Genomic DNA, 6099 nt, shown 5'->3' with positions numbered 1-6099 from the left:
ACTAGCTTTCTACGTCTTTTATGTCCAATACCGAGGATTTGCTCTAGATCAAGTGCTCTTTAATACGCTGGCTCAGTCTTTTGCTTTAAGTTTGCAACTTGGCAAAATGGGACTGGTAGGCCGGGATGTCTTGGTTTGGCAAGAGCCATTACAGGATAGTCTGCCAGGCAATATGCAACTGATCCTCAATAGTCCAGAGATACGGACGAAGAAGATTTTCATCCCTCAAAGGGAGACCTATCGCCGTGCCCTAGAGTTGGTATCACCAGAGCAAAAGGATTGTTTTGCCCCTCTTGGTTATATCTATGATTTTGCTGTCAAAGACGATATTCGCAAGGATGCTTTTGTATTAACAAATTCAGATCAGATTGAAGCCTTGCCTTATTTGCTAGAGCACTTACCGGATGTGACCTTCCGAATTGCTGCTGTGACAGAAATGTCACCGGAACTCATGTCTCTGGTCCGCTACCCCAATTTGGTCTTGTATCAGAATATTAGCCAGAAACGGATCAAGGAGCTTCTTCACCAGTCCAGTATCTATCTAGATATCAATCATTTTGGGGAGGTACAGGGAATTGTTCGTAAGGCCTTTGAGCACCAACAGCTGATCCTTGGCTTTGAACAGACCTTACATGACCCGCCTTATCTTGCTCAAGAAAATGTCTTTAGGCAAGGAGGAAAAGACGAACTCGTGGCACGCATCAAAGAAGTTTATCAATCAATAGAGAACTACCGACACGCAGTTTCAAATCAAATTGCTCAATCTAACGCGATCGAACAGGAAGAGTTTCGTTCGAGATTCCAAGAAGGGATAGGTGATAGAGATGTCTGATCAGAAGAAGGACTTGTTTTATAAAGAGGTAGAAGGACGGATGAATGCGCTGAAGCGACGATCCGCAGAAAAAGAAAAAGCAACGCGTTCAGAAAACGTCAACCTGACTTTAAATGTCGTCATCGGCCTCGTTATCTTGTTGGGGGTGTTGCTCACCCTTTTCCGAGTGTTTGGAGGCTAAGATGGAAATGCTATTTGTTGTGCTGATTTTTCTTCTATCGATTAGTCTAATCTTGTTGGTGATGTTTCAACCTCGTCAACAACAATCGCTGTCAACAGATACGACCAGTAACCTAGGGAAGCCAAGCTATTGGCTAGCCCGTCGAGGGATCAAACTAGCAACGCTGATCGTTAGTGTTCTCTTCTTTTTAACCTTGTTTATCTATCTGCTCCTTGCACGGGTTTAGAAGGATAGGAAGGACCTTTTTCTTGAAGTAGCGGCTTTGAATGAGAGCAGAAGTGGGATTGGCATGTCTCAATCTTTTCTTCCTGGTGATAACTATTTTTTATGGAAGGTATATGAAATATATATTTTTCAAGCTTCCATTTCTATGATAGACTAAGTGTCACCAAGAGAAAAAAGAGGTACATTTATGACAACATTCCAGATTCATACAGTTGAGACAGCACCGGAAGAGGTAAAAGAGGTTTTTGAAACCGTTCAAAAAGATAATAACGGATACATTCCGAATCTCATCGGTCTTTTAGCAAATGCACCGACAGCTTTGGAAGCTTATCGTACAGTCGGTGCGATTAACCGCCGCAACAGTTTGACACCAGTTGAACGTGAAGTGGTCCAAATCACTGCAGCTGTGACCAATGGTTGTGCCTTCTGTGTGGCAGGTCATACAGCGTTTTCGATCAAGCAAATCCAAATGAACGATGACCTTCTTCAAGCCCTTCGCAATCGTACTCCAATCGAAACTGATCCGAAATTGGACACCTTGGCTAAATTCACCCTAGCAGTGATCAATACCAAGGGGCGCGTTGGAGATGAAGCCTTAGCTGAATTTTTGGAAGCAGGTTATAGTCACCAAAATGCTTTGGATGTGGTGCTAGGTGTGAGTCTAGCTAGCCTCTGTAACTATGCCAATAACCTAGCCAACACACCCATCAACCCAGAATTGCAACCCTACGCGTAACCAAAAAAGCTTGTGCGTGACATGATGGAGTTGAGCTTAACAATAAGGAAATGAGAAGTAGCTTTTATGCCTACTTCTTTTTTTGATATGCTTCCTTCTCTTTTATGGTATACTGAAAGCGATAAAATGATTGGAGATCAAGATGAAAAAGATTCCTTTAGCATTTTCAGGCTGCCTGTTAGGTTTAGCAGGGGCTGGAAACCTTCTGTCTGATACCTTCCCAGTTCTGGCTCATTTCTTCAGTTTGACGGGTTTGATCCTATGGGTTTTCTTTTTATGTCACCATCTGATCTACTGGTCAGAAACCAAGATTGAACTACAAGAACCGGCCCTTCTATCTGGGATGGCGACCTTCCCCATGGCTGGGATGATTTTATCGACTTATCTCTTACGACTCTTTCCGACATTTGGAGGACTCGCCCAGGCAGTTTGGTGGACTGCTTTCCTCTTAGATTGTGGCTTGATCTTCTACTTTACCAAGACCCATATATTGGCAAAACCGAGAGCCAATGCCACCCCTAGTTGGACCGTTCTTTATGTGGGGATTGCTGTTGCTGCCTTGACCTACCCAGTGGTAGGAGTGGTTGAGCTGGCCTATCTGACTCTTGGCTTTGGCTTTGTCTTAACCTTGGTTCTTTACCCATTGATCTATCAGGGGTTGAAAACCACCCCTTTACCGAGCCACTTATTAGGGCAAGAAGGTATCTATTGTGCCCCCTTTTCTCTTCTGTTAGCGGCCCTGGTTCGTGTGGGTGGAGCCAGTCTACCTGTTTGGCTGTTATCCATCATGGTTGGACTCTCTCAAGCTTTTTATTTCTTCGTTTTAACGCGCCTACCCAGAATGATAAAAGAGGGCTTTCAACCAGCCTTTTCAGCCTTAACCTTCCCAACGGTCATCACAGCTACTTCTCTGAAAATGGCCCAAGGTTTATTGCACAGTTCTCTGTTAAGGCCCCTTGTCTGGTTAGAGACCATTCTGTGTCTAGCCATTCTTGTGTCTGTGCTTGTAGGCTTTGTGACTTACAGAAAAGGGGGGAACGAGCATTCCAATAGAAACTAGAGGTCAGAGACGGTTGTCTCGACCTTTTTTGGTTCGCTTTCTAATTGAATCCTAGGAATGATTATGGTAAGATGCAATAAATCATTTTTAATCTCCCTCGAAAGGAATGTATGAAATTTATAAAGACAAAGGCCAAGCTCTTTTATCCACTTTTACTACTGGTCTTCTATATCTTAGTTCGGCCACAATTTCGCGAGTTGGCCCAACTAGTCAGCAACCAAGTCGGCCAAGCTCTTAGCTATTTTTGGACCCTTCTCTTTTTAGAGGCAGGTTATTTGATGCTTGTTTTTTCATTGGTAAAGAAGTATAGTCCACGTACGGTCTTTCAGTGGGCGAAGAAGAAACAATTCCTTCCCGCTATCTACGCAACTATATTCTCCAGCTGTGCCATCTACTGGCTGGACTATTTTCTCAGTGGGTTCACCAAAGGACGTCTAGCTATTTATCACTCTTTTCCGGTGACCTTGGAGGCCTTAGGATCTTTCATCCTTTTTATCCTAGTGGTCATCATCCGACCGATGACCGTGGAATTGATCTTCCGTGGAGCGCTTGTCCAAGCCTATTTTAAAAAATGGCCCTTCTATGCGAGTGTATGGGCGCCAGCTCTTATCTATAGTGGACTTCAATTCCTTCACCATCCCTTTACTGTTTTGAGTTTTTTGATCTATACCATCCCCGCCCTGATTTTTGGATTATTGAATGAAAAGACGGACTCCTTGTATTATCCTATCCTTGCTCATATCGGCTTGAACTTCATTTATAGCTTACCCATCATCTTATCAACCATCCAGCATCACTTCTCCTAGTCGTTTTAACGGCACTGGAGGAGGCTTCAAACCAAGGGCCAGAAGGTCGTTGGTTTTTTTTGAAATTATGGTATAATAGAATAAATTTAAAAGAGGGAGTGGGAGTTTGAGAAAAAGCTATCGTGTCAAGCGAGAAAAAGATTTCAATGCCATTTTTAAAAGCGGCAAGAATTGTGCAAATAGAAAATTTGTCATCTACCGTTTGCCACAAGAGCAGCCCCATTTCCGTGTCGGCTTATCCGTGAGTAAAAAACTAGGAAATGCTGTGACACGCAACCGAATCAAGCGCTTGATTCGTCATGTTTTAATGAAGCACCAGGATCATCTTGTAGCAGATGATTTTGTTGTGATTGCTCGAAAGGGAGTTGAAGAACTGGATTTTGATCAGGTCGAAAAAAATCTAGTCCATGTATTAAAATTAGCGCAAGTCTATCGTCAGGAAAGGTAATTACGTGAAAAAGAAACTAAAAGTAGCTAGCTTACTCGGAGGGGCCCTCCTTTTATTAACAGCCTGTGGAACGTCTGAAGTGACTTCCCAATCATCAGGAGTTTGGGAAAAATTCGTTTACTTCTTTGCAGAAGTCATTCGTTTCCTTTCTATCGGAGGAAACATCGGAGTCGGGATTATCCTCTTCACTCTCTTGATTCGGACCATTCTTTTACCAGTTTTCCAATACCAAATGACCTCCTCACGCAAAATGCAGGAGATTCAGCCACTTGTAAAAGAAATCCAGGCCAAGTACCCTGGGAAGGATTTGGAAAGCCGTACTCGCATGTCAGAAGAAATGCGGGCCCTCTACAAAGAAAAAGGTGTCAAGACTTCCTCTGCCTTCTTGCCATTACTTGTACAAATGCCAGTCTTGATGGCCTTGTTCCAAGCCTTGAGTCGGGTTGAATTCCTAAAAGTAGGTCATTTTCTTTGGCTGGATATGAGCGCAACAGACCCAACCTTTATTTTGCCAGTTTTGGCAGCCGTCTTCACCTTCTTTAGTACCTGGTTGAGCAACAAAGCCATGCCAGAAAAAAATGGTGGAATGACAGCCATGATGTATGCGATGCCCGTGATGATTTTCTTCTTCGCTATGTACTCAGCCAGCGGGGTTGCTCTCTACTGGGTAGTTTCCAATGCTTACCAAGTTGGGCAAACTTACCTATTGAACAATCCATTTAAGATTATTGCGGCGCGTGAAGCAGAGCAACAGGCAATCAAAGATCTAGAAAAACAAAAACGACGTGCATTTAACAAAGCACAGAAAAAGAAAAACTAAGAAGGAGTTTGACAGATGGTCCAATATACAGGAGTCAATGTTGAAGAAGCCATTCAAAATGGTTTGAAAGAATTAGATATCCCGCGCATGAAAGCACATATTACTGTCGTTTCTCGTGAAAAGAAAGGGTTCCTTGGTCTCTTTGGTAAGAAGCCAGCTGTGGTAGATATCGAACCAATTGCAGAAACTACAGTGACAAAAGCCAATCAACAAGCTGTTAAGGGAGTTCCTGAGGAGATTAATGCCCAAAACGAACCTGTCAAGAGTGTCAGTGAAGAGACTGTCGATTTGGGGCGCGTGGTAGCAGCGATTAAAAAAGTTGAAGAAGAAGGCCAAGAAGTTTCTGAAGAAGTGAAGGCTGAGATTCTCAAACATGAGAAGGCTCCTGAAACCATTCTTGAAGAACAGGGTCATGGAGAGATTCTCGATTCAAGTCTTAACGAAGCTGAGTCACGCCAAACGTCTGATTTTGCTGGCTTGGGCATTGAAGTAGAAGAAAGCTATGACATTGAAAAGGTTGTCTCTGATGTCACTGCCTATGTTCAAACCGTTATTGATGAAATGGATGTCGAAGCTAGCATCTCAAGCAGCTACAACCGTCGCACTATCAATATGCAGATTGATACCAATGAGCCAGGTCGTGTCATTGGCTACCACGGGAAAGTTCTCAAGGCCCTTCAATTGTTGGCACAGAACTACCTTTACAATCAGTATTCTAAGAATTTCTACATTGCGATCAACGTTAATGATTATGTTGAACACCGTGCAGAAGTCCTTCAAAGCTATGCGCAAAAATTGGCAAGTCGTGCTTTAGAAGAAGGTCGAGCGCAACATACAGACCCAATGTCTAATAGCGAACGCAAGATTATCCACCGCATCGTATCGAAAATGGATGGAGTCACCAGCTATTCTGAAGGAGAAGAACCAAATCGTTACGTTGTCGTCGATATTGAAGGTTAATCTGCCGTCTAAAAAGGAAAATTTCAAAAGG

9 protein-coding genes are annotated in these 6099 nt (G+C 43.2%); all 9 read left to right on the top strand.

Annotated features, from left to right (window positions below):
• A partial coding sequence (locus ACLOR3_RS02185) for a glycosyltransferase family protein (protein WP_497867270.1) occupies window positions 1-832 on the top strand: 832 nt, incomplete at its 5' end.
• A complete protein-coding gene (asp4, locus tag ACLOR3_RS02180; RefSeq protein ID WP_129269909.1) occupies window positions 825-1013 on the top strand; it encodes an accessory Sec system protein Asp4 in 189 nt (62 codons plus the stop codon). The genes ACLOR3_RS02185 and asp4, both read left to right, overlap by 8 nt.
• A gap of 1 nt (window position 1014) precedes the next feature.
• Window positions 1015-1239 carry an accessory Sec system protein Asp5 gene (asp5, locus tag ACLOR3_RS02175; RefSeq protein ID WP_411400109.1) on the top strand — a complete coding sequence of 75 codons (225 nt, stop codon included), beginning with the start codon at window positions 1015-1017 and terminating at the stop codon, window positions 1237-1239.
• Between the two features lie 186 nt (window positions 1240-1425).
• Window positions 1426-1974: a carboxymuconolactone decarboxylase family protein gene (locus ACLOR3_RS02170; RefSeq protein WP_411400108.1), complete on the top strand. Its 549-nt coding sequence runs from the start codon at window positions 1426-1428 to the stop codon at window positions 1972-1974.
• A gap of 142 nt (window positions 1975-2116) precedes the next feature.
• Window positions 2117-3034 (top strand): TDT family transporter, encoded by a 918-nt coding sequence (locus tag ACLOR3_RS02165; protein ID WP_411400107.1) that lies wholly within the window; start codon window positions 2117-2119, stop codon window positions 3032-3034.
• Between the two features lie 110 nt (window positions 3035-3144).
• Window positions 3145-3840 (top strand): CPBP family intramembrane glutamic endopeptidase, encoded by a 696-nt coding sequence (locus ACLOR3_RS02160; RefSeq protein ID WP_411400106.1) that lies wholly within the window; start codon window positions 3145-3147, stop codon window positions 3838-3840.
• Between the two features lie 106 nt (window positions 3841-3946).
• Entirely contained in the window at window positions 3947-4288 is a 342-nt protein-coding gene (rnpA, locus tag ACLOR3_RS02155) for a ribonuclease P protein component (protein WP_048690882.1), read from the top strand.
• Between the two features lie 4 nt (window positions 4289-4292).
• The gene (locus tag ACLOR3_RS02150; protein ID WP_048715693.1) at window positions 4293-5108 is read left to right on the top strand and encodes a YidC/Oxa1 family membrane protein insertase; all 816 of its coding nucleotides are present in this window, start codon (window positions 4293-4295) and stop codon (window positions 5106-5108) included.
• A 15-nt stretch (window positions 5109-5123) separates the two neighbouring features.
• Window positions 5124-6068, top strand: a complete 945-nt coding sequence (jag, locus tag ACLOR3_RS02145; RefSeq protein ID WP_125329242.1) for an RNA-binding cell elongation regulator Jag/EloR — start codon at window positions 5124-5126, stop codon at window positions 6066-6068.
• The last annotated feature ends 31 nt before the right edge of the window (window positions 6069-6099 follow it).

Source organism: Streptococcus intestinihominis (assembly GCF_046824975.1).
Classification (GTDB): domain Bacteria; phylum Bacillota; class Bacilli; order Lactobacillales; family Streptococcaceae; genus Streptococcus.
This window is presented reverse-complemented; position numbering and strand designations above follow the sequence as displayed.

Bases quoted from the DNA above. Each gene is read 5' to 3' on its own strand.
- asp4 (WP_129269909.1), top strand. From the start codon at position 825: ATGTCTGATCAGAAGAAGGACTTGTTTTATAAAGAGGTAGAAGGACGG.
- ACLOR3_RS02170 (WP_411400108.1), top strand. From the start codon at position 1,426: ATGACAACATTCCAGATTCATACAGTTGAGACAGCACCGGAAGAGGTA.
- ACLOR3_RS02165 (WP_411400107.1), top strand. From the start codon at position 2,117: ATGAAAAAGATTCCTTTAGCATTTTCAGGCTGCCTGTTAGGTTTAGCA.
- ACLOR3_RS02160 (WP_411400106.1), top strand. From the start codon at position 3,145: ATGAAATTTATAAAGACAAAGGCCAAGCTCTTTTATCCACTTTTACTA.
- jag (WP_125329242.1), top strand. From the start codon at position 5,124: ATGGTCCAATATACAGGAGTCAATGTTGAAGAAGCCATTCAAAATGGT.
- asp5 (WP_411400109.1), top strand. From the start codon at position 1,015: ATGGAAATGCTATTTGTTGTGCTGATTTTTCTTCTATCGATTAGTCTA.